This window comes from Methanosphaera sp. DEW79 (assembly GCF_003266085.1).
Taxonomy (GTDB): Archaea; Methanobacteriota; Methanobacteria; order Methanobacteriales; family Methanobacteriaceae; genus Methanosphaera; species Methanosphaera stadtmanae.
This window is the reverse complement of sequence record NZ_MUZW01000020.1, coordinates 1-23,242: the sequence shown is the minus strand read 5'-3', so window position 1 is coordinate 23,242 and position 23,242 is coordinate 1. Positions and strand designations below refer to the sequence as shown.

16 protein-coding genes, 1 tRNA gene and 1 rRNA gene are annotated in these 23,242 nt (G+C 27.9%); 10 read left to right on the top strand and 8 right to left on the bottom strand.

The window, feature by feature from the left end:
- Positions 1-11 precede the first annotated feature (11 nt).
- Together radB and BZ132_RS01945 are read right to left on the bottom strand one after the other, a co-directional pair.
- Positions 12-710, bottom strand: a complete 699-nt coding sequence (gene radB / locus BZ132_RS01950) for a DNA repair and recombination protein RadB (protein WP_011405972.1) — start codon at positions 708-710, stop codon at positions 12-14.
- Between the two features lie 184 nt (positions 711-894).
- The gene (locus BZ132_RS01945) at positions 895-3,471 is read right to left on the bottom strand and encodes an STT3 domain-containing protein (RefSeq protein WP_286940297.1); all 2,577 of its coding nucleotides are present in this window, start codon (positions 3,469-3,471) and stop codon (positions 895-897) included.
- Between the two features lie 694 nt (positions 3,472-4,165).
- On the opposite strand from BZ132_RS01945, the gene BZ132_RS01940 reads away from it, so the two are divergent.
- A complete protein-coding gene (locus BZ132_RS01940) occupies positions 4,166-6,481 on the top strand; it encodes a DEAD/DEAH box helicase (protein ID WP_011405970.1) in 2,316 nt (771 codons plus the stop codon).
- A gap of 57 nt (positions 6,482-6,538) precedes the next feature.
- Here the strand turns inward: BZ132_RS01940 and topA are convergent, their stop codons facing one another.
- Positions 6,539-8,707: a DNA topoisomerase I gene (gene topA / locus BZ132_RS01935; protein WP_011405969.1), complete on the bottom strand. Its 2,169-nt coding sequence runs from the start codon at positions 8,705-8,707 to the stop codon at positions 6,539-6,541.
- 281 nt (positions 8,708-8,988) lie between these two features.
- Here topA and BZ132_RS01930 point away from each other — a divergent pair, with 281 nt between their 5' ends.
- Positions 8,989-9,510 carry a metallophosphoesterase gene (locus tag BZ132_RS01930; RefSeq protein WP_286940293.1) on the top strand — a complete coding sequence of 174 codons (522 nt, stop codon included), beginning with the start codon at positions 8,989-8,991 and terminating at the stop codon, positions 9,508-9,510.
- A gap of 5 nt (positions 9,511-9,515) precedes the next feature.
- Complete coding sequence (locus BZ132_RS01925) at positions 9,516-10,136, top strand: RlmE family RNA methyltransferase (protein ID WP_011405967.1); 621 nt, start codon at positions 9,516-9,518, stop codon at positions 10,134-10,136.
- Positions 10,137-10,167: 31 nt separating this feature from the next.
- Here BZ132_RS01925 and BZ132_RS01920 read toward each other — a convergent pair whose 3' ends face one another.
- Entirely contained in the window at positions 10,168-10,602 is a 435-nt protein-coding gene (locus BZ132_RS01920) for a hypothetical protein (protein ID WP_011405966.1), read from the bottom strand.
- Between the two features lie 163 nt (positions 10,603-10,765).
- Here BZ132_RS01920 and BZ132_RS01915 point away from each other — a divergent pair, with 163 nt between their 5' ends.
- The 5 genes from BZ132_RS01915 to BZ132_RS01895 all read left to right on the top strand — a co-directional run bounded on the left by BZ132_RS01915 (position 10,766) and on the right by BZ132_RS01895 (position 15,849).
- Positions 10,766-12,778, top strand: coding sequence for a minichromosome maintenance protein MCM (locus BZ132_RS01915; protein ID WP_011405965.1), 2,013 nt, complete (start codon positions 10,766-10,768; stop codon positions 12,776-12,778).
- Between the two features lie 147 nt (positions 12,779-12,925).
- Positions 12,926-13,354, top strand: a complete 429-nt coding sequence (locus tag BZ132_RS01910) for a translation initiation factor IF-2 subunit beta (RefSeq protein WP_011405964.1) — start codon at positions 12,926-12,928, stop codon at positions 13,352-13,354.
- A gap of 111 nt (positions 13,355-13,465) precedes the next feature.
- Positions 13,466-14,506, top strand: a complete 1,041-nt coding sequence (locus BZ132_RS01905) for a 60S ribosomal export protein NMD3 (RefSeq protein ID WP_011405963.1) — start codon at positions 13,466-13,468, stop codon at positions 14,504-14,506.
- 31 nt (positions 14,507-14,537) lie between these two features.
- Complete coding sequence (locus BZ132_RS01900) at positions 14,538-15,494, top strand: tyrosine--tRNA ligase (RefSeq protein WP_011405962.1); 957 nt, start codon at positions 14,538-14,540, stop codon at positions 15,492-15,494.
- A gap of 19 nt (positions 15,495-15,513) precedes the next feature.
- Positions 15,514-15,849 (top strand): hypothetical protein, encoded by a 336-nt coding sequence (locus BZ132_RS01895; protein ID WP_011405961.1) that lies wholly within the window; start codon positions 15,514-15,516, stop codon positions 15,847-15,849.
- 39 nt (positions 15,850-15,888) lie between these two features.
- On the opposite strand, the gene tmk is transcribed toward BZ132_RS01895, so the two are convergent.
- Positions 15,889-16,476: a dTMP kinase gene (gene tmk / locus BZ132_RS01890; protein ID WP_011405960.1), complete on the bottom strand. Its 588-nt coding sequence runs from the start codon at positions 16,474-16,476 to the stop codon at positions 15,889-15,891.
- Positions 16,477-16,593: 117 nt separating this feature from the next.
- On the opposite strand from tmk, the gene BZ132_RS01885 reads away from it, so the two are divergent.
- A complete protein-coding gene (locus BZ132_RS01885; RefSeq protein ID WP_286940288.1) occupies positions 16,594-19,044 on the top strand; it encodes a U32 family peptidase in 2,451 nt (816 codons plus the stop codon).
- A 27-nt stretch (positions 19,045-19,071) separates the two neighbouring features.
- Here the strand turns inward: BZ132_RS01885 and BZ132_RS01880 are convergent, their stop codons facing one another.
- A complete protein-coding gene (locus BZ132_RS01880) occupies positions 19,072-19,878 on the bottom strand; it encodes a sulfite exporter TauE/SafE family protein (protein WP_286940286.1) in 807 nt (268 codons plus the stop codon).
- Between the two features lie 175 nt (positions 19,879-20,053).
- On the opposite strand from BZ132_RS01880, the gene BZ132_RS01875 reads away from it, so the two are divergent.
- A complete protein-coding gene (locus tag BZ132_RS01875; RefSeq protein WP_011405957.1) occupies positions 20,054-21,988 on the top strand; it encodes an AAA family ATPase in 1,935 nt (644 codons plus the stop codon).
- 899 nt (positions 21,989-22,887) lie between these two features.
- Here the strand turns inward: BZ132_RS01875 and BZ132_RS01870 are convergent.
- Together BZ132_RS01870 and rrf are read right to left on the bottom strand one after the other, a co-directional pair.
- Positions 22,888-22,960, bottom strand: a tRNA-Phe gene (locus tag BZ132_RS01870).
- A 56-nt stretch (positions 22,961-23,016) separates the two neighbouring features.
- Positions 23,017-23,138: ribosomal RNA gene (rrf, locus tag BZ132_RS01865) — 5S ribosomal RNA — on the bottom strand.
- Positions 23,139-23,242 lie beyond the last annotated feature (104 nt).

The following is a 23,242-nucleotide window of genomic DNA, read 5'->3' as shown; positions in this document are numbered from 1 at the left end:
CTATTTCTTAATTATATAATTCCTCTATCAATAATTTCAAATTTTATTGATTGACCTGGTGCTTTAGTTTTATGTCTTTGTAATGTAGCTGTTCTTTTTAGAGAATCTACACTTTTTTCTATTTCAATTATTATTTTACTCCAATATTTTAAAACTGTACCACCAATAGGTTCTATTATTAAATCATCAGAATCAAATGGAGAATATATTTGATTAGTAATAACAATTGCTACGTTATATTCCCTACTTAATCTCAATAATTTTGCCATTAGCCGACCCAATCTCTTATTTATTTCTGAAGGATCTCCATCCTCTACCCTATACAATGCTACTATTGAATCTATTATTAACATATCAATAGATTTGTCTTTTTTTAATATGTCTTCAATATTTTGAATATCCAATATTTGTTCATCAAAGGATTTTGGCTCTAAAATATAAATATTCTTAGATATAGAACCAAAATCAGTTCCCGCTATTTGTTGTATTCTCTCTAAAGATAATCCACCTTCAGTATCCATATATATTGCCTTAGATCCATTTTTTGTAGCTTCATATAATATTTTCAATGCAATATTAGTTTTTCCAGAACCAGGAGGTCCATAAAACTGAGTAATACATCCTTTTTCTATACCTCCACCAAGAAGTTTATCCAGTGAAGAATTAGTAGGAATTAAAACAGATTCTGAAATGTCTGAAAGTGTCTTCAAAATAATATCTCCATAACCTTATTCATTTGGTAATAATTCTATAAGTTATTATATAAATAGTTAAATCATAGTTTTATAAAAAAAGAGTATCTACTTTTTACAAGCTCAAAATTTCATTAAAAAATTAATATATCAATACATTATTCTAGTCTTTGAATCATAAAAATAAAAAAAAAAGAGGGGTTTAAGTTGAAGTATTTGTTTGAACATTTGTACCATTAGTACTTGAATTTGTTGTACTGTTGGCAGTTGTATTTGCATATTCAGATACATCCCATACACTTATTCCTGGTTCTGAATGTGTCATGTTGAATCTTGTCACATTTAATCCACTTTTAAGGTATAGTTTTGTGAATAATGATTCTTCTAAATGTGAATCAAATAATACTGTGAAATATGAACCATCGTTTTGATGTATAGCCATAATAGACATGTTACTGTTATTGTTAACTATTTTTTCTGTTAATTGATTGTTTTCTACAACAATTAATTTATGTGGTTTTAGTAATGTATTTCCAGTACCATCTGATAATTCTTTAGACATGCGTTGTTTATCTTCTAGTGTGGACATATTTAAACTTTTATTTAGTTTTGATTGATCCACATATGCAAATGTCATTGTACTACCATTTGTTTCATTGGTTGGTGAACTTACTCCTATAACACCATTATCCATACCTAATGTAAATTCTCTTCCATTAATGTTTTCAATATTACTTTGAGATGGATAATATGAGTAATGTGTTGAATTTTGGTTTTTAAAGTCCCATGAACCAAAGTATGACCACCATGCTGCTTTTGAAAGCATATCCGAACTTAATATTAAGTTTACAGGTTTTACTTTTGCAGGATGTGTTAAATCAAGTACTGAGTTAGCTTCTTGTTGTGATAAGCCATAAGTACCAGTTAATGCTGAATTTGCTTCTGTTCTATCCATTGGTAAAATTGCATTTAATATTTCTACAGTTTTTTCTGTATTATTTGTATATAAATCTAATGTATTAGATGCATCTTCTCCACTGTTTGCAAGCATTCTTAAAATACCTGCAGATTTTGCCTCATCTGTTGATGTTAGGGCATTACCTATCCAATAGGCTCTCATGTTATTCTGTGAACCCCCATCAAATACTACTTGACGGTCAGCAACTGCTGTGAATAGGTGACCAAAGTCCCACCAAGATGCAAGTACAGTGTCTTGTGATGTATTTGCTTTAATCCATGTTAATGTATTGTACATATCATCGTTTGTACTTCCCACAGCTTGGGAAGAAGCTAAATGATCTGCATATAATGGACTTACCACTGCTAACAATACAAGTATTGCTGCAATTAATGCTACATATGAATAATTTTCAGTTTTTAAATCGATATATTTAACCATGATTCCTACAAACAGACCAGATAACAGTGCTACTGGTACTGCAAATTGTTCTATAAACCTTGTACCTTGTGTTAACATTATTGCTATACCAAGAATCCAAAGTAATGTAAGAACATATAGGAATAAGTTATTATATTTTTCTTTTGATGTTAATTCATATCTTCCTGGTTTAAATACATCTTCATGATGCATAACTTCTTCAGCTTTTTTAGTTTTAGGAGTGTATCTCCTATTTCTAGGCTTTTTATCCTCAATTGTTTCTGTTTTTTCTTCAGTTTCGTCTTTTTTATCTTTGTTTACTGGTTTTTTTCTTAATACATATCCCATTAAGAATAATGCAGCAACTGCATATAATAATGAGAATAATCCACCACTTTGATTTGCTACATCAATAACTTGTGGAATTTGAAGTTCCCCTACAGATACATATACGTTAGGATATGCTGTACCTGCAGTTGCACTTTGTAAGCTTGTTGCTGAACCAAGAACAGTTGTAATTGATTCAAACATTGAAGAACCTACTGTTAATGCAAGAATAATTATTGATAGTATAATAAATACTACAAGTGGTAATGTTGCAGGATTGTTTTTAAGCCATTGCTTTTTATTTGATAAATCCTTTCCATCTTTTTTATCCATAATATAGCTAATAGGTATGAATAAAATCAATGTACCAAATGTTAATAATACCATGTATGTATATCCACTCCATGACAGAGCAAATAAACCTAGGAATAACGATGCTATTCCAGCATATAAACCCTTAAATAATGGTTTTGATGCATAAACACTTTCAGTTAGGAATACTACTATCATTAACGGCAATAGAACATTGAACATATCTGTATCAAAAAATCCACCATATGTGTGTGAGAAGTATGCTGGTGCTGCTCCTGCAATTACACCTGCTACTATTGCTCCCCAAGTATTTCCAGTAGCTCTTCTAACAATATAAAATGCTGGTAATACAGCCAGTGATCCTATAATTGGACCTAGCCAGAATGCTACCTGTGTTAAAGACACAGATCCAAACATATTAACGAATTTATATACTAAAGCTGCTAATATAACTATTATTGGTTGATAATTAACTTCACGACCATTAGGAGACGTTGACAACGAATCCCATGACGTTCCATTAACAACCGTATCACCAAGTTGTCCATTTTTTAAATAATTCTCAGTTAAACGATAATTATAATATGAGTCTATCTCAGTAAAATACGGCATTCCACTATCATCTTGATATAGTGCTTTTTGACTGGAATTGGTGATTCCTCCAAGATTAATTGTTTCTGCTCTAACTGCAAAAACTGCTAATACTAGTAATATCGCGATTATGAAAGGCGCTATTTTGATTGCTAAATTTTTATTGTCCATGTGTTAATTCTCCTTTTTTACCTCCAATATAGATAGAATAATAGGATACTATTTGTCAATTTTGATAAATTTCTTTAATTCAGATTATAAACTGTATCTAACGAGAATATTATTATATTAATTTAGATTGTTTATTTATATCAATCAAAAAAATATCCTTATAAAGATTTAAGTTTAAAGATATATTTAAATTTATAAAAAATAGTTTAAAAAAAATAAGATTTTTAAAAACAATATAAAATAAAAATCCACTAACAAAATAATATATAAATTATATTAAGAATAATAAAACACTAGAAAAATAAATAGAGAAATATACAGCCCTAAAAGAACATATAAAATACAAATTACTTAAAAAAATAAATTAATAAATAAAAAAATATACTTAAATTATAAAAAATATCCATTTAACTAAACAAAGTAGAAATAACAGGACAAACATAGATTTTAAAAATAAAAAAAAATTTTAATAGACTATATTATAAAATAAAATATTAAAAATTAACCAAATCAGAATATACTCCAAAAAATAGATTAATATACATATTATCAAAAAATAGTACGTATAACTAAATCCATTCTTTTTTTATCTATGGTTAATTACTTAATTTATTAAAATACAAAAATCAGATAGTAATAATAAATATAATTTTAAAGAATAAAAAAAATTAAAAAATAAAGGTAGTTAAAAAGAATGATAACAGACATACTCACATATTTCAAAAACAAGAAATGGTTTAGAGATAGAATTGAACATATAGAAGAAATTCCTCCAAGACATGCAAGATATACAACAGAAGATGTTAAACTTCCCCAACCATTGAGTAGATATCTTAAAGAACACCATATTAAACTCTACACACACCAATATGAAGCACTAAAACATGTTCGAAACAATGAAAATGTAATAATAACAACACCCACTGCAAGTGGAAAAACATTATCATTCACACTACCTGTACTAGAAGATTTAACTAATAATAAACAAGATACTGCACTATATATTTATCCAACAAAGGCATTGGCTAATGACCAATTAAAGAGCTTATTAAATATTGATAAAGAATATGATTTAGAGATATATCCTGAAAAATATGATGGAGATACACCCAAATCAAAACGACCCGAAATAAAAAGAAAGTCACGACTTGTTATAACAAATCCCTATGAACTACATCTAATACTTCCATGGCATAAACAATGGCAAAGATTCTTCGAAAATATTAAATACATCATAATAGATGAAGCACACCAGTATAGAGGTGTGTTTGGTTCAAATATGGCATTTTTAATAAGAAGATTAAAAAGAATCTGTAAATACTATGGTTCAAATCCACAATTTATTATATCAACTGCAACACTTGCAAATCCCGTGGAATTTAGTGAAAAACTAACAGGACTTAAATTTAAAATAGTGGATAATAATGGATCACCATCAGGTAAGAAATATTTCATGTTCTTTAATCCATATGCTCTTGAATCAAAGAAAAAACCATCAATACACCAAGATACTTTAAAATTATTTAACACATACTTAAAAAATGATTTACAAACAATATGTTTTGAAATATCACGTAAAATGGCAGAAGTCATTGCTCTTAGAGCAAAGGATAGATTAAAATCTGAAAAACCAGAATTATGCAATAAAATAACTGCATATAGAGCAGGATATACAGTTGATGAGAGAAAAAAAATAGAAGATGATCTTAAATCTGGTAAAATTAAGGGAATAGTAACAACAAATGCCCTTGAATTAGGAATAAATATTGGCTCATTAGATAGTGTTATTATATCAGGATATCCAGGAACACTCATATCCACATGGCAACAGGCAGGACGTGCTGGACGACGTAACCAAGAATCAATTATTACAATGCTTGCATTTGAAAATCCATTAGATCAATACTTTATGAAACATCCAGAAGTATTCTTCAATAAAACACATGAACATGCAATAATCGACTTAAACAATCAGCAAATACTAAGAGGACATCTTAAATGTGCAGCATATGAAATTCCACTAAAATTAGGTGAAATTGAAAGTTTTGGATTCGATGATGAAGGTATTGTTATTGATGAAATTAGTGATTTAGAAACTGAAGGTATTGTTAAATACAAAGATAATCAGTGGGTTTATAATGATATTGAATTATTAAAACAAGATAAATCACCAAATTTTGAAGTAAATCTAAGTGATGTTCGTTCAGAACCATATAAAGTATTCAATGACCATAAATTCCTTGAAGAAATGAGTGAAAAACAAGCATTTAGAGAAGCACATGAAAATGCTGTTTTAATACATAATGGTGAAACATATCTTGTAAGAAAACTAGACATACAAGAACGTCGTGTGTATGTAAAGAAAAAAAATCTAAATTACTATACTCAAGCATTGAAAGAAGTCGATGTTAAACTATTGAAAAAAGAAAAAGAAGAGAATATTGGAGATATTAAACTTAGTTATGGTAGTTTAAATGTTACTGAGAAGTATGATAGATACAATACAATTACATTTAGTAAAATTTCATCATCAAAGAAATTAAATCTTCCACCACTGAATTTTAAAACTAAGGGTTTCTGGTTTACAATACCCTATGATATAAGACAACACTTAGAAGAAACACTAGTTACAAGTGAAAAATTTAAGGACGTTTTTATGGGATGTCTTCAAGGTGTTGAAAATGTCATGCTTTCTGTTGCTCCGTTCCATGTAATGTGTGATACATATGATTTAGGTGGTGTAACTAAAAATATGCATGAAGACACATTAAATGCAACAATATTCATATATGATGGATTTGAAGGTGGTGTTGGATTAACAAATAAAGCATATAAATTATTTAAAGATATTGTTAAAATGTCTTATGAATTAGTTAGAGATTGTGATTGTGATAATGGATGTCCGGCATGTATCTATTCATCACAACAACAAAGTGATGATAAACACTTAAATAAAGAAGGTACACTTATCATACTAAAACATTTATATGAAATTATTTCAAATAATTAAAAAAAAGGAGTGTTAATACCTAGAAAATTTATTCATTCTAAGTATTATATTCTTATATTAATCTTTCTTCTCTGATTCTTTCTTAGATTTCTCAAAGTCATCGATGGATGATGTGAATCTACACTTAGGAAAACCAGTACATCCTATAAATTCACCAAATCTACCCATTCTTTTTATTAGATCTTTACCACAATCAGGACATTCACCAACAACATCATTTGTTGATTTTTGTCCACCATTTGCACATTCAAAATCTAGACATGCTCTTTGTCTAGGTTTTCCATATGAAATTAGTGGTAGTCCACATTTTTCACATGTAGTTTTAAGAACATTAGCACCTGCTGGTAATGAATATGTTTTCTTACAATCTGGATAATTAGAACATCCAACGAATTTTCCACCACGTGGTGATGAAATTATTATTAAGTTACCACCACAACCACATTTTCCAACTACACGACTTTGTTCATATGCACCATATAATTCCTTACCAATATCTTCAATATTATCATCAATAGAATCAAGAATTCCATTTAACTCTTTTTTAGCATCTTCAATCACAGTTGCTTCTGTAATTTCATTTTCCTTAATATTAGATATGTCAGTTTCAAATTCACGAGTCATTTGTTCACTAGTAATTCTTTCAGAATATTTTTCTAGAGTATTTATTATTTGTTGACCAAGTTGACTAACTTCTATTTTTTTACCTTCAACATATTTTCTAGTATATAATATTGAAACTATGTTTGCCCTTGTGGATTTTGTTCCTAAACCTCTTTTTTCAAGTTCCCTTATAATTGATGCTTGATTATATCTTGCAGGTGGTTTTGTTTCTTTTTCTTCACTAGCTACTTTAGCTTTAGTTGTTTGACCCTCTTTTATCTCTGGGAATTCCTCATTTTTAACTTTTTTATACTGATATGGATCTAAACTTAACCATCCTTCCTTGGAAATTCTTTGTCTTGAAAATGAGAATGGTTCTCCGCCAATATCTAATTCTACTTTTATAGATTCCATTTCTGCAGGTTTACCAAATATACTGATAAATCTATATGTTATAAGATCATAAATCTTCTGATAATCCTCAGATATGTCCTTAGGTAATGTTCCTGTTGGATGTATTGCAGGATGTGCCTCATCAGTTTTTTTACCTTCATGTGGTTTGTATGGTTGTTCTAGTTGACTTATCTTATCCTTATATTTTGGATGTTTAGATAGTTGACTAAGTATATTTGGTAGTCCTAAGGATTCTGGAAGTTTCTGTGATGATGTTCTTGGATAGGATGTGTATCCCTCAACATAGAGATTTTGTGCTATTTGTTGTGTTTTACGTGGAGTAAAACCAAATTGTGCATATGCTTCTGATTGTAATGTTCCTAATTCAAATGGTACTGGTAAATCTTTTTTAGTTTTTCTATTGGTTATTTTTTCTACTGTAGCATCCTTTCCTTTACAATTTTTAAGAATTGCATCTACTTCCTTTTTATCAAAGATTTTACCCTTCTTATGATCTGCTACTATTGATTTTTGAAGTTTTGCTTTTATTAGCCAGTAAGGTTCTGGTATGAACTTTTGTATTTCCTTTTCACGTTCTGTTAGTATTGCAAGTGTTGGTGTTTGTACACGTCCAGCAGATAATTGAACATATCTATTTGTTACATTCAACACAGAGTCTGTCATTGATTTTGAGATATTTACTCCAAATAAGAAATCAAGAACATGACGTGTTTCTCCACTATCTACCCATGATTTATCTTCTTTTAATGGATATGCATTTGAATATGATTCTATTAAGTCTTTTTTTGTTAAAGCTGAAAATTTCATTCTAAATGATTTATCAATACTATCTTCTCCACAGATATATCTTAGAGCATTAAATCCTATTAATGTTCCTTCTGTATCATAATCACATGCATGTATGAATCTATCTGCATCTTTTGAGAATTTCTTTATAGTATCTATATAATTTTTAACATATTTTTTTGATTTATCAGTTTCACTTAAAGGTACCCATTCAACATCAAATAAACGTTTATCCTTTTTATTTTTTGCTTTTAATGAAAATAAATGACCCACTGCAGATAATACGGTAATTTTTGTTCCATTTCCATTTGTAAACTCATAATATGGTACTCTTTTATATGAATTTTTTACTGGTGAATCAGATAAAGCTTTAGCTACTTTTTCAGCCACTTTAGGTTTTTCACAAATAATTAATTCACTCATATTCTATCTCCTTTTTTTATTTAATTAATAATAATGAAAGATTATATTTAACACTTTTATTTCAAGAAAAAATTTATTCAAATAGAAATAGTATATATTTTTTCCAAATAAATTATTATATAAAATGATATTTGAATAGGTTATATAAATATTAATATTTTTTTCAATGGAAAGTAATTGTAAACATGGAATAAGTAAATTATTAAAGAATAATATAACTATTAATTAATAGATTTTATTTTAAAAAGAGTATAATTAAAGAATATGGAGTTTATGTTTTTATGTTAATAGGCGTTATATCAGATACACATATACCATCACGTTCATATGAAATTCCAGAAAAGGTTTTTGAAGTATTTAAAGGTGTTGATTTAATATTACATGCAGGAGATGTTGAAACACCTGGTGTTATTAGGAAACTTGAAGAAATTGCACCAGTAACTGCAGTATGTGGAAATTGTGATGGTAATATTGAATTAAATGAATACGAAATATTATCCATTGATAACCTAACAATAGGCCTAACACACGGAGTGGTATATCCTAAAGGTGATGAACAACAACTATATTACAAAGCTAAAGAATTAAATGTGGATATTTTAATTAGTGGACATACACATCAAGCATTAATTAAACAAATAGATGATATACTACTTCTAAATCCTGGAAGTCCAACACAACCACGCCTTAGTGATCCTACAGTCATGTTACTTGAAATAAAAGATTCAAATGTAGATGCTCAAATAATCAAGGTAGGACAACCAACATGTAAAGCATTAGATTTTTCACAATTTAGGAGGTAATTAATATGAGCAGATGGAAAGCAAAACATGATAAAGAACATTATTATAAATTAGCTAAAAAACAAAATTATCGTTCACGTGCATCATATAAATTAAAACAATTAGATAAGAAATACAGTTTACTAAAACCAGATTATAATGTAGTTGATTTAGGAGCAGCACCTGGTGGATGGAGCCAAGTTGTTGCTGAAACTATTGGTGAAGAAGGAAAAGGACAGATTATTAGTGTTGATCTTGAATATATTAAGCCAATTGATCATGAAGCATACACTGGAGTTAAAGGAGATTTTACTACAAAAGAAACACAGGATATTATTATTGAATTAATTGATGGAAAAGCAGATGTAGTATTATCTGATGCTGCACCAAAACTTACAGGAATTAAAGATATTGATAATTTTAGAGCATACGATCTTTCAATGGCTGTAATTGAAATTATAGATAATATTCTAAAAAATAATGGAAATCTTATTATGAAAGCTTTTCAAGGAGAAGCATATCAAGAAATAATTAAGAATCTAAAGAAAAAATTTAGAAATGTAAAAACAACAAAGCCTAACTCTTCACGTAAACGTAGTGCTGAAATGTATGTTATTGCACGTGGATTTAGAGGTAGTAAAAAATAGTTAATAAAAAAAATAATTTGAAGAAGCACAACTACTTAGATGCAGTTATATTATTATACACTTCTTCAGCTTCTTTTATATCTTCTTTTGCTTGATTAATTTCACTACTGATTATTTTATCAGAAGCACCTTTATTAATATCACTTTCTATTGAATTAATAGTTTCATTTAATTCAGATAATTTCAATTTACCTTCATTATAATTAGTTTTAACATTATTTTCAGCATGAGTTCCTAACTGTTCATTTAAAGCCGAATATTTCTGTGATAAATTATTATAATCTGATTTTAACTGAGTTAAATTATCATATGCAGAACCACTATTTACAGTTGTGGAAACAGAATTTGTTACATCTGTCACTATGATATATCCAACTACACCAATAGTTAATAAAATTAAAATTATACCAATTAAAGAAATTGTTAAAGAAGTTGTTTTAAAAAGTCTTAACCTTGATTTTTTCATAAAAAACCTCTCTAATCTAATAATATATTATTCTTAGTTATTTTATCTCTAGTATATTTTTTTATTATTAAAAGTATTAATAATTATTATGTAAAAAAAAGTTGTCTTATAAAAAACACCACTATTAAATATAAAAATAATAACACAAATAAACTAATATCATATGACAACGAGAAGCGAAAATCGAAAAAATTTAACACCATCCTCAACATTAAAACTTGAAGAATTTTTTAGTACTCGTTGTAAGGACGAAGTATTTGCTGTACTTGATATGTTTCCAGAGGAAAAATCTGTTGTAGTAGATTATAATGAATTAGAAATGTTTGACCCTGATTCTGCAGATTTATTAATTGAAAAACCAGATGAAACACTTGAAGCTGCAACAAAATCAATAGTAAATATAGATCCACAACGAAAAAATGCAAAATTAAATGTTAGATTTAAAAATGTGAGAAACAACATTCCATTAAGATTTTTACGTAGTGAATTTATTGGTAAATTCATAGCAGTAGATGGAATTGTTCGTAAAACTGATGAAATTCATCCAAGAATAATGAGTGCTGTTTTTGAATGTAGAAGTTGTATGAGAATGCATGAAGTAGAACAGAAATCAAATATCATACATGAACCAGCAGTATGTCAGGAATGTGGTGGAAGATCATTTAGATTAGTTCAAGATGAATCTAGATATATGGATACACAAACTGTTAAGTTACAAGAACCTCTTGAAAATCTTTCAGGAGGAGATCAGCCAAGACAGATTAACATAATACTAGAAGATGATCTTGTTGATACATTAGCTCCAGGAGATAAAGTTAGAATTACAGGTACTCTTAAAACTCAACGTGATGAAAGAACTAAAAGATTTAATAATTTTATCTATGGAAATTATATTGAACCTCTTGAACAGGAATTTGAAGAGTTACATATTGATGAAGAAGATGAAGAAAAGATTATTGAACTTGCAAAGTCTCCTGATATCTATCAGAAAATCATTGAATCAACAGCACCTTCTATTAGAGGCTATTTTGAAGTTAAAGAAGCTATTGCATTCCAATTATTTGGGGGAACTGCAAAGGTTCTCGAAGATAAAACCCATATTAGGGGAGATATGCATATTCTAATAGTAGGAGATCCTGGTATTGGTAAATCTCAGATATTAAAATATGTTTCAAAATTAGCACCTCGTGGAATATATACGAGTGGTAAAGGTACCAGTGGTGTTGGACTTACTGCTGCAGCTGTACGTGATGATCTTGGAGGTTGGAGTTTAGAAGCAGGTGCACTTGTACTTGGTGATAAGGGTAATGTATGTGTAGACGAACTTGATAAAATGAGAGAAGAAGATAGATCTGCAATACACGAGGCTCTTGAACAGCAAACAATATCCATTGCAAAAGCAGGAATTATGGCAACACTTAACAGTCGTTGTAGTGTACTTGCTGCTGCAAACCCAAAATTTGGTAGATTTGACAGATACAAATCTATTGCTGAACAAATAGATCTACCTTCACCAATTCTTTCACGTTTTGATTTAATATTCATTATTGAAGATAAACCAAATGCTGAACGTGACCATGACCTTGCAGGCCATATATTAAAAATCCATCAGGACAGTACAATCCCCTATGTTATTGAACCAGAACTTATGAGAAAATATATTGCATATGCACGTAAAAGTGTACAACCTACATTAACAAAAGAAGCTGCAGAAGTATTGCAAGACTTCTATGTAACTATGCGTAGTGGTGCAATTGATGAGGAATCCCCAGTACCAATTACTGCTCGTCAATTAGAAGCTCTTGTACGTTTAGCAGAAGCTAGTGCACGTATTAGATTAAGTAATGAAGTATTAAAAGAAGATGCTCAACGTGCAATAAAATTACAAGAAGATTGTATGAAACAAGTGGGATATGATCCTGATACTGGAAAAGTAGATATTGATAAGGTTGAAGGAAGAACATCAAAATCTGAGAGAGATAAGATAAATATTATTATTGATGTTATTAAGGAATTATCTGATGAATATGAGGGAAGTGCTCCTAAAAATATTGTTTATGCTGAACTTGCAGATAAATACAATGTTGGTGAAGAGAAGGTTGATGAGGTAATTAATATGCTCAAAAGTAAGGGTGTTATTTATGAGCCAACATCAGACCATTATAAAGTAGCATAACAAAATTAAATAATACGTATTTATATAATTATATTATACTAATAAAAAAATAATACCATATCTTAAGGATATGTATAATATAATCTGAGTTTTATTTAATCAATATTATAATTTCATTTTAAAAAAAATTAAAGACGAGGACATATAATGGCAAAAGAAAATGCAGAATTTAAAGAATATGAAAAATTACTAGATCAAGCATATGAACAGTTACCAGATAAAATATTTGAAGCAAAAAGATTTAAAGTACCTAAAGGATACTCTGTTATTCAGGGAAATCGTACAATTATTAAAAACTTTGGTGATGTTTCAAGAACATTAAACAGAGATCCACAACACGTACTTAAATATTTACTAAGAGAATTAGGTACTTCTGGAAATGTTGAAGGAAATAGAGCTATACTTCAAGGTAAATTCACACATTATGTAATAAATGACCGTGTAAAAGAATATGTGGATAACTTTGTAATGTGTCATGAATGTAACAGACCAGATACTGTTATTATACGTGAAGATCGTATTGACATGTTAAAATGTAGTGCTTGTGGAGCAAGAGCACCATTAAAATCATTATAATAGTATTATTCTATTATAATCCTTTTTTTAGATTTATCTCCTCAATATAGAACTTTTTTTTTATTTGAAGAAAATTTTTTCAGTAGAAATAAATAAATTTAGAGTGATTACATGTTTTGTTTACTTTGTAATAGTGAAGAAAAATTATATGATGGATTATGTAAAGAATGTTTTCTTAAGGAATTTGAACTCGTAGAAGTTCCAGAATATGCAACATTCACAGTATGTTCACATTGTGGTGCCACATTAAAACATGATAAATGGGTTCAAACTGGTTACTATGATGATGAAATTATTAATGATGCAATACAAAAAGATATTGAAATAAATCCTAAACTACTAAATCCAGTGATAGAAACGCAAATAACAAATAATAGAGGTACTGTATATGATTGTATATTACATGTATCTGGAAATATCATAGGTGAGCCAATAGAAAAGAAATACCCAATAGAGGTAAAGGTTGAAAAGGGTGTTTGTTCTGATTGTAGTAAGTTTTATTCTGGATATTATGAGGCAGTGATACAACTACGTGCTGATGATAGAAAATTAGAAGAATCTGAAATAGAGGAAGCTGATCTTTTCATTTCAAATGAAATACAAAGAATTTCTAAGACTAATAAATTAGCCTATGTGACAGAACGTATAGTTCTAAAGGAAGGTATTGATTATGAGGTAGGCTCTTATAATGCAGCTCATAAAATTGCAATAAATATGCAAAAACAGTTTGGTGGACATATAACAGAGTCACGTAAAATTGTAGGTCATGATAAATCAAAGAGTAAGGATTTGTATCGTTCTTGGCTTTCTGTTAGATTACCATCATTTCATAGAAATGACTTTATTGAATATGATAATAAGATTTTAGAAATTAAAAAGATTGGAAGTCATAAATTTGTTGGTAGGAATATTCACACATATGAGGATGAATCTATTAGTTGGAAAGAATATGATAAAATAAAGAAAATTGCCACACCAAACGATATAAGACAAACCACAATTACAAACATCACACCAACAGATATTCAAGTTCTTGACCCTGATAATTATGATACAGTTGACTTGAAAAAACATGAATCAATGGAAAGATTCAATATTGGTGAAGAAATTAATGTTATAAAAATAAAAGATAGAACATACATATTAATATAATATATATTTACTAAGAGTTGGAGGAACATAAATGGATATAGATGCATCTGTTGAAAATATTTCAAAAGACACAGCAGAAATTATAGAAGTTGAAGAATTAAAAGAATTATTAAAAAAAGATGAAAAAAGAGCATATGTGGGATTTGAACCATCAGGTAAAGTTCATCTAGGTCATGCATTAACAATTAAGAAAATGAAAACATTACAAGATGCTGGTTTTAAAATCACCATATTTATTGCTAACCTACATGCTTATCTTAATAATAAAGGTACATTAGATGAATTAAATGAAGTTGCAAAATACAATATTAAATGTTTTAAAGCATTAGGTTTAAGTGAAGATACTAATTTTATTCTTGGTTCAGATCGTATGACACCAGAATATATTACAGAAGTATTTAAAGCTGCTAAACTCACTACAATTCAAAGAGCACAACGTAGTATGGCACTTGTTTCAAGAAATGAAACACATGATGTTGCTCAGACACTTTATCCAATTATGCAAGCATTAGATATTCATGATTTAGATGCAGATATTGCTGTTGGTGGAATGGAACAGAGAAAAATTCACATGTTAGCAAGAGAAATACTTCCAAGATTAGGATATCGTCCTCCTGTATGTATTCATATACCATTGATTCATGGAACTGATGGATCTGATAAAATGTCAAGTAGTAAAGGTAACTTCATTGCAATAGATGATACTCCTAAAGAAATTAAAAATAAGATAAATAAAAGTTTCTGTCCAATAGGTGTTTCTGAGGACAATCCTGTTATGGAAATTGCTCATTATTACATATTTGATACTCATGAAAAAATTTTAATTGAAAGACCTGAAAAATTTGGTGGAAATCTTGAATTAACAGAAGAAGAATTGATTCAAACATATGAAAATGAAGATTTACATCCAATGGACTTGAAAAATACTGTAAGCAAATATTTAATTGAAAGATTAGCTCCTGCTCGTGAATATATGGAAAATAACTAAAAATAGGTGGATGTTATTTATGTGTGCTAAACATACAATGAGGGTATTGTCTGGTATGCAACCAAGACAAGTTGATGAAATGATTTCAAAGTATCATTTAAATATGTTACAAACAAGGGAAGGTCTTCTATTATTTGAAGGTGAACTTGAGGATTTAAGAGAAGCAGCAAAACATGTTGTGGATGTTACACTTCCTCCTGGACCAAATGTAAGTGAAATTAAGGAAACTGTGAATAAATTTAATATTCAACTTAAACAATCAGATGAAGGTCCTCAGTTCCATGGAACATTATATGATATAAACGATGCTATTAATTATCTTGTAGATATTATGAAGGAACGTTTAAATATGTAAAGGAGAATTACTCCTTTTTTCTTTTTATTAAAAAAAATATCATAATTTTAAATATTTTATGATTTGATTACGGATTTCATCTTGAACTACATCTTCTGTAGGTGTTGCATCTATTTTTACAATATTTTTCTCAGTTTTTACTAATTTTAAATAGTTCTCCCTTGTTTTTTCAAGAAATTCCTTGTTTTCAAACGTATCTATTTTATCACAACGTTTTAAAGCTTCATCTTCATCAATATCTAATATTATTGTTAAATCTGGTCGTGGTGTATGTTTGTTTATCTTATAAATCCATTCAGGTTCTATTGTTGTGGAATTTTGGTAGGTTATACTGGAGTAGAATGATCTGTCACTTATTAATATTTTTTGTTGATTATTTTTTACTTGATTTATCTCATCTTTTAGAGTTAATCTATCGGCTGCAAATAGTAGTGCTAACATTTGTTGATTTGTATCAGATGTTGCTTCTGGTTTTAATAGTTCTTCCCGTATTATTTTACCTATATCTGAATCTGTTGGTTCTACTATTGTTTTTACACTAAATCCACGTTTTTCTAACCATTCTTTTAGTTTTTCTGTTTGTGTTGTTTTTCCTACTCCATCTATTCCTTCTAATACTATGTACATATATTTTCTCCAAAGAATTTTATTATATCAATATGTTTATTTTTTCATCTTAATTTATTTTATATAATTAAATAAAAAGATAATAAAGTAAAGATGTTTTTTGGGAGGAGATTATTTTTGAATAATGAATGTAAAATACTTGCACCTGTAGGTTCTATGAAGACTTTATCTGCAGCTGTATTTAGTGGTGCTGATTATGTGTATTTATCTGGAAATAAGTATGGTGCCAGATATTTTGCTGATAATTTTAATTATGATGAATTAAAGGAGGCTATTAACTTTTGTCATGAATATAATGTTAAGGTTTTTGTTACTGTTAATATATCTATTTGTGAGAGTGAAATTGTTGATGTTGTTGATTATGTTTTCTATTTATATTCTCATGGTGTGGATGCTGTTATTATTCAGGATATTGGTCTTGGATGTATCATCAATAGTTTGATGCCTAATTTAGAGTTACATGCTTCTACACAAATGACTATCTATGATTATTCTTTTGTTAAATGGTTATGTGAAAATGGTTATAGTAATGTTAATCTCTCAAGAGAAGTTCCAATAGATAGAATTAAAAATATTACTACTAATATTCACAGATTTAATCATGATATGAACGTTGAAGTATTTGGTCATGGAGCTTTATGTTATTGTTATTCTGGCCAGTGTCTAATGTCATCATTTTTAGGTGGTAGAAGTGGTAATAGAGGTTTATGTGCCCAACCTTGTAGAATGAGATATACTTTAGAGGATGAATATGGTAGTAAATTTACAAGTAGTACTTATCTTTTAAGTACTAAGGATTTATGTACATATAATAATATTGAGGAAATAGTTGATGCTGGTGTTAATTCCATTAAGATTGAAGGTAGAATGAAACCTGTAGAATATGTTTCAAGTAGTGTTTATGCATATAGATGTGCTATTGATGGTGATATTAATAGAGATAATTATTTATTATTAAATCTTGCATTTAATAGGGGTTTAACTAGTGGATATATTATGAATAATGAAAGTTCTAATGTTGTTGGTAGAGAACGTTCTGGAAGTCAGGGTTATCCTATTGGTAGAGTTATTAAAGTTGATGAGAATAGTGTTACTATTAAGTTTGGTAATAAACGTTTTCCTACAAAGATTGTTAATGGTGATGGTCTTAAATTTGAGTATGATGGTGAAAGTTGTGGAATGTATGTTAGTAGAATTTTTTCACAATCAAAAAATAAGATTAAAATATTGCTAAGAAAGAACATTCCAGTAAAAGAAGATTCTATGGTCTATATCACATATTCAAAATATCTTAATAAAACAACCAAACAAATTATAAATCAAAAAAACATTCATAAAACAACACTTAATCTTAATGTTTCTATTAATAATGAGGGCAAACTTGTAATAAAATGTATGAGTGATCATTACAAAAAAACACTTACATTTACAAGTAAAGATAAATTTGAAAAAGCAATAAACAAACCCCTAACAAAGGATGTTATCAATAAACAACTAGCAAAAACAGGAAATACAAACTACAAAATTGGAAAAATAAGTTATGAAAATTTCCAAGAAGATCTCTTCATGCCAACATCCACCTTAAACAACATAAGAAGACAATTAATAGAGTATGTTGATAAAACAATAATGAATTCATACATACCAACAAAAAATGAAATTAAAGAAGTAAAAAACAACATTGAAATATTTAAAAATAATCATTATAAAAAACATGAAACTAAAACAAGTAATACCCAATGGAACATCTATATAAGTTCCATAGAACAGGCATTAATTATTAAAGATTATGATTTTATAGAATATGTTTACTATGATGCAAATTATAATTATGAGACTATAGATGAATATTTAGAAAATATATATGATGATTTAGTAAAGTTAAATAAAACTCTTTCAAATAAAAAAATTGTATGGATACTACCACAACTACTACTTGATAAAGACTTACCATCTGTTAGTGAAATTCTATTAAAACTTCAACTTGAAGATATTGATATTATAGTTCAAAGTGATAACATTGGTGTATGTGATGCTTTAGATGTAGATTGTTATGGAAGTAATTTAAATATATATAACAACTATTCAATTGAAAAACTAGCTAAAACACCAGGATTTAAAAGATTAGCCATATCTAATGAACTCGCATTCAATGATATTAAACAATTAAGAAATACATCATGTCAACTTGAATATATGGTATTTGGTTATATTCAATTAATGCTAAGTAAGGATGATTTTAACACACTGATTTGTGATGATAATATAAGTAACTTCTACCTAGTTGATAAAAGAAACAATAGATTTAAATTAAAACTTGACTGTTATAAACAAAGTCATATATTTGACTATAGAATACTTGATTTATCTAGACAAATAAATAAAATAAAAAATAATACACAAATAGATTTCCTAAGTATTGATTCTAGATTATTCAACCTAGATGATACAAAAACAATACTCCACCACTTCAATAACATAAACAACAATAAATCATCCACATTAACATTGAATGTAAATAATAATTTCTATGAAGCAAACTTTGAAAAAGGAGTATATAAAAAATAATATAGAAGAAAACTTTTTTTCTTCTTTTTAGATGATTCCAATCATATTAAGACCAATATAGCCTACAATAATTATATGGAATATTTTTAGAATTCTAGCATCTATTTTTACTGATAAATCAGCAGCATATTTTACAACAAATGTACTTGTTATTGTTAAGAATATAAATTGTAAAATATTCACATAACCTATAGAAAACTGTGGAAGATTTGAAACATTTAATCCAAGAATGATATATGCTATAAGTCCTCCAAGTGTTGTTGCAATTATTGAAGCTGATGATGTTCCAATTGCCTTATGTGTTGGATACTTTAGTAGTATTGTAAGGGCTGGAATCATAATTACTCCACCACCAACTCCTAGTAATCCACATAACAATCCAGCAGCAAAACCTAATAATGAATGACCTAATTTACTTTTACTTATATTCTCATCATTATCAGGATATTTTATTAGAATCATGTTAAGTACTGCCACTATACAAAGAACTCCAAAGAGAAAACTAAGTAATGTAACATCGATATGTGTAGATATGAATGCTCCACATATTGCTCCAATAAATCCTAGAATCATCATCTGTTTAAGAAATCTATCTTCAACATTACCATTTCTATAATGTTCACGTGTTCCCCTAATCATTGTAACAAAGATTACTGCAAGACTTGTTGCAAAGGACATGGGAAGAGCAATACTTGGATTAACACCTATTGATTGAAGTAAATAATATTGTATTGGTGAAAGAATTATTCCACCACCAACTCCAAGTAGTCCTGCCATTAATCCTCCAAAACAACCACCAATTAATAATAAAACTATGTATATTATAAAATCCATAATAGCCTCCACAATATTTAAAAAAAATAATATGATTTTTTTAATATAAGATTATTTAAAATAATATGAAAAATACATTATTAATATAAAATATTATGTTGAAAAAGATATTTAAGTAATTATAATAAAATGAATTCTATTTCACTAATTAAATTATTATTAACAACATCTGGAAGTGTTAGATATATTTGAAATTGAACAAATAAAAGGTGTGGGAAGTAAGCTTATAGATAAGATAATTCAAAGCTATGGTTCATATGATGTATTTGTTAATTCAGTACTGGAATATGATATTGATAAGTTAATGAATATTCAGGGATTAAGTCAAAAAAAAGCTCTGGAAATTATTAGATTTATACATGGAATTAATGAAGATAATTTTATAAAAACACAACAGGCACAGAAAATCTATGAAGATATCATCAATAAAATTCTTGAATTTACAAGTACAGATTATGCAAGAAATAGGGTGTTACTTCTAAATCCCACAACTGACTATGATGAAATTAAAAGAACCAGTCAATTAATAGAAAAAACACTGGACGATACTGCTAATTTAGACTATAATTACATAAGATTACTATATGAAAATATAAAACCATTGAATAACGATGTAAAACCAAAATTTAATGATGAATATGCAATATTATGTGAAGATTATAATGATTATTTATCTCTAATAAAAAGGGGAATAAACAAGTACTGTAACATATACCCCTTAGAGGATCATGTGAGTCTAGATGACTTTGAATTTGTAATATATTTATATAATGAATATAATGTAGATCCTGGTGAATCTGCAAATGTTGTATCTATAAGTAATGATAGTCCAGACTATGAAATTCAGCCAAATATCATACTTGAATACTATAGAAAAAATAGATCAACACTAGAGTATGTCTACCAATTAAGAGAATATCTTGGACTTGAAAGTTGTATAGATGAAGTTTTAGTAGCACTTGATAGTATATCATTAGAAAAGAAAAATAAAAAAGCAATTATAGATGTTGTGGAAGAGATTAAAGATGAAGCTAACGATACAATAAATCAACAAATAAAGGAAATAGCACTTGAAGGTGATGAAGTACTACAACTATTAAATAATGAAGGAAATCTTCCATCAAAAATAATGAGTATATTCAATGAAGTACTAGATGAAGCAAAAGAAGAAATAACAAATAAAACTGGATTAATATTCGATCCATTCATAATTAAATACCCCTTAGAATTAGATTATGATGAAATAAAAAGAATACAAGAAAATACACTTGCAAATATTCATTTAAAGGAATATGAACAAGAAATTAATGCATGTGTTATACTAGAAAAATATAGAAAAGAAATAGAAATAGAAACAGAAGAACTTATACATTATGATTATCAATTTACACTAGCAAGTTTTACAAAGTTCTACAATCTAACAATACCTCAAATTAAAGATGAATATTATCTTGAAGATAGTCTTGAATTAAGATTAAAACAACAGGAAAAAATAGAAAATAAAGAAATTCAACCTATAAATTACAATTTAGATAATGAAAATAATATCATACTTCTAACAGGAGCAAATAGTGGTGGAAAAACAACACTACTTGAAATGTTAGCGCAACATACTATTATGGCACATATGGGTCTTGGAGTATGTTCTAAAAAGGCCATAATACCACAAACAAACGAGGTATATTACTTTACAAAGAAACAGTCACTGAATGCTGGAGCATTTGAAACATTTTTAACTTCATTCATACCTGTAGCTGTAGGTAATAAAAAGAAATTAATATTAATTGATGAACTTGAATCAATAACAGAACTAGAAGCAGCAGTGAAAATAATCATAGGATTTATTGAACATATACAAGATGATGAATCATATGCTGTGATAGTAACACATATGGCACCAGAAATACTTAAAAGAACTGAAAATATACATATTAGAACAGATGGTATAGAAGCAAAGGGACTTGACAGTGATTATAACTTAATAGTAGATAGAAGTCCAAAAATAAATTATTTAGCAAATAGTACTCCAGAATTAATACTTAAAAAAATATATGAAAAATCAGAAGAACCTATAAAAAGTGTTTATAAAGATATACTAGATAAATTCTAGATAACCTCCCATACAAAACCTTTTTTTTAATTAAAATATTGCCTGTTTACTAACTCTCCAGATCACAGGTAGATTACCAACATCCCTCCCCGAGTAACCCTCGTACCAGGCAGTCATATTTTATACTAAAAATATCCATTACAGATTAGGTTTAGTTATTAAACCCAATAGTACTTATCCAGAAACTGGAAATGACATAATAATTTATATCAATCATAGTATTTTTAGTTTTATCATGAAAATAAATTAAAAATTGTATAAAAATTAATGAAAATAATATAAAAAATATGAAAAATAAAACTCGAAAAAAAAGAATATGAAATAAACAAAGTACACTAAATAAAACCATAATTTAAACAATGATTAAAATAAGTAATTTAGAATATATTACGATATATAAAAGACTGGAGTGATTTTTACAACAATAACTTAAAAATAATTCATGAAATTTACTAAAATATATAGATAAAATAATCACCCAGTAAATAATTTAAAATAAGTCCAATTAAATAAATAGTATAACCTTAAAATGAATTTAAAAAAGGTAGAAAATTAAATAAAATAATAAAAAAAAGTATTATAAAAAATGAATAAGAATATTATAAAAAAATAAAAACAATAAAACATAAACTAAATAAAATAATATCTAAAAGAATACTAATACTATTAATAGAATAAACTCAGAATTATACTTGATTTAAATATAAAATAAAATAAAGCTAATTTCTAATCAATACTTCCTACCTTAATATACAAATAAATAATTAAGTATAATAATAGAAAATTACAAAGAAACCAAAAAAAATACAATAATTTAATAGAAAATAAGATTTCCATAATAGATCAAAATAATTATAAAAATAGAATTTTAAAACAGAAAAAAATAATTAATAATAGTATGCCGTGGGCCGGACTTGAACCAGCGACATCCAGATCTTCAGTCTGGCGTTCTCCCAACTGAACTACCACGGCATTTTTAAAAGTCATGAAATTCAAAATTAAAAATAAGTTCTAAAAATAATTTTAAAGGCCGGCAACTTTCTGAAATTCCCATAGACTTACCATCTATAGTACCAAACAAAACGTGGATAGACTTTATTACTGAGATCGAGACGAGTTCAGATGTGACCCTATCGCTATGGTCGCCGTACCAGTGACTAATATTATATATATAACTCATTATATATATACTTTGTTATCATCGATGCATATCCAAATAAAATAAGTATTATCCAAATTACTGAATACACCTAA

Coding starts and splice junctions, on each gene's coding strand:
- BZ132_RS01930 (WP_286940293.1), top strand. CDS start 8,989: ATGTTAATAGGCGTTATATCAGATACACATATACCATCACGTTCATAT.
- BZ132_RS01915 (WP_011405965.1), top strand. CDS start 10,766: ATGACAACGAGAAGCGAAAATCGAAAAAATTTAACACCATCCTCAACA.
- BZ132_RS01945 (WP_286940297.1), bottom strand. CDS start 3,471: ATGGACAATAAAAATTTAGCAATCAAAATAGCGCCTTTCATAATCGCG.
- BZ132_RS01910 (WP_011405964.1), top strand. CDS start 12,926: ATGGCAAAAGAAAATGCAGAATTTAAAGAATATGAAAAATTACTAGAT.
- topA (WP_011405969.1), bottom strand. CDS start 8,707: ATGAGTGAATTAATTATTTGTGAAAAACCTAAAGTGGCTGAAAAAGTA.
- tmk (WP_011405960.1), bottom strand. CDS start 16,476: ATGTACATAGTATTAGAAGGAATAGATGGAGTAGGAAAAACAACACAA.
- BZ132_RS01940 (WP_011405970.1), top strand. CDS start 4,166: ATGATAACAGACATACTCACATATTTCAAAAACAAGAAATGGTTTAGA.
- BZ132_RS01905 (WP_011405963.1), top strand. CDS start 13,466: ATGTTTTGTTTACTTTGTAATAGTGAAGAAAAATTATATGATGGATTA.
- BZ132_RS01900 (WP_011405962.1), top strand. CDS start 14,538: ATGGATATAGATGCATCTGTTGAAAATATTTCAAAAGACACAGCAGAA.
- BZ132_RS01925 (WP_011405967.1), top strand. CDS start 9,516: ATGAGCAGATGGAAAGCAAAACATGATAAAGAACATTATTATAAATTA.
- BZ132_RS01880 (WP_286940286.1), bottom strand. CDS start 19,878: ATGGATTTTATAATATACATAGTTTTATTATTAATTGGTGGTTGTTTT.
- BZ132_RS01920 (WP_011405966.1), bottom strand. CDS start 10,602: ATGAAAAAATCAAGGTTAAGACTTTTTAAAACAACTTCTTTAACAATT.
- BZ132_RS01895 (WP_011405961.1), top strand. CDS start 15,514: ATGTGTGCTAAACATACAATGAGGGTATTGTCTGGTATGCAACCAAGA.